This window comes from Segeticoccus rhizosphaerae (genome assembly GCF_009192725.1).
Taxonomy (GTDB): Bacteria; Actinomycetota; Actinomycetes; order Actinomycetales; family Dermatophilaceae; genus Segeticoccus; species Segeticoccus rhizosphaerae.
The window spans coordinates 1-832 of the sequence record NZ_VOHR01000644.1 but is presented as its reverse complement, the minus strand read 5'-3'; the positions used below and the strand labels follow the sequence as shown (position 1 = coordinate 832).

General features: G+C 54.2%; 1 protein-coding gene. It reads left to right on the top strand.

From position 1 onward, the window contains the following. On the top strand, positions 1–832 hold an 832-nt coding region (locus FRW57_RS22280), incomplete at both ends, for a family 16 glycosylhydrolase (protein WP_203230503.1).

Below are 832 nucleotides of genomic sequence, written 5' to 3'. Positions count from 1 at the left end.
ATCGAGGAACTTCGATGCGGCTATCCTGAAGCCAAGTTTATCCTGACAGACACGCAGGACGACTCGGTATCTGAAATCACCCAGGAGCTATTGCCTCGGCTTGAGGGCGCAGACGTAATCGTGCTTGATACCGGCGACGTCAACGCTTGGAGAATTCTCTGCGAGCATCTCAGATGCGTGCCGCCTTTGTGCCCTTTCCCGAAGTTGGAAGATCTTGGGCAGCGACCCTACATTGAAGCGCCCAAGCAGCCGATTCATGCGCGGAATCGCGCAGCGACCAAGTGGGATCAATCTCCATGGATCGTTGAGCAGGTCCGTAGCGGTTGGTCAGGTATAAAGACTTCTCATCTGCCCCTAAACGAAGGTGGAGATTCGGGGCCGACCGGAGACAACCTCCAGAACCTTGATCTCTCGCGTTGGAATGCGCGATCAGACACGTTCACTGGAAATCTGGCGCTATTCCGTCCCTCGAATGTCGAGCACGACGGGATCGACGGAGCGAAGATACATGTGCGCCTCGAAGATCTTGGCGTGCGCCAATACAGTGCTGGCGCTCTGACCAGCCATGCCGACTTTCTATTCGGACGGTTCGAAGCAACCTTCAGAGCCTCTGACGTGCCAGGGGTGATCACCGGTTTCTTTCTTCACCGCAACTCGCCACATCAAGAGATAGACATCGAGATTCTCGGACGCAGCCCAGATCGTCTGCTGGTCAATATCTTCTATAATCCAGGAGCACCGGGCGATAAGTTTGATTACGGCTACCGAGGTTGTCCGAGCATTATCGAACTGGGCTTTGATGCTTCAAAAGAACTGCATCGATATGCTATCG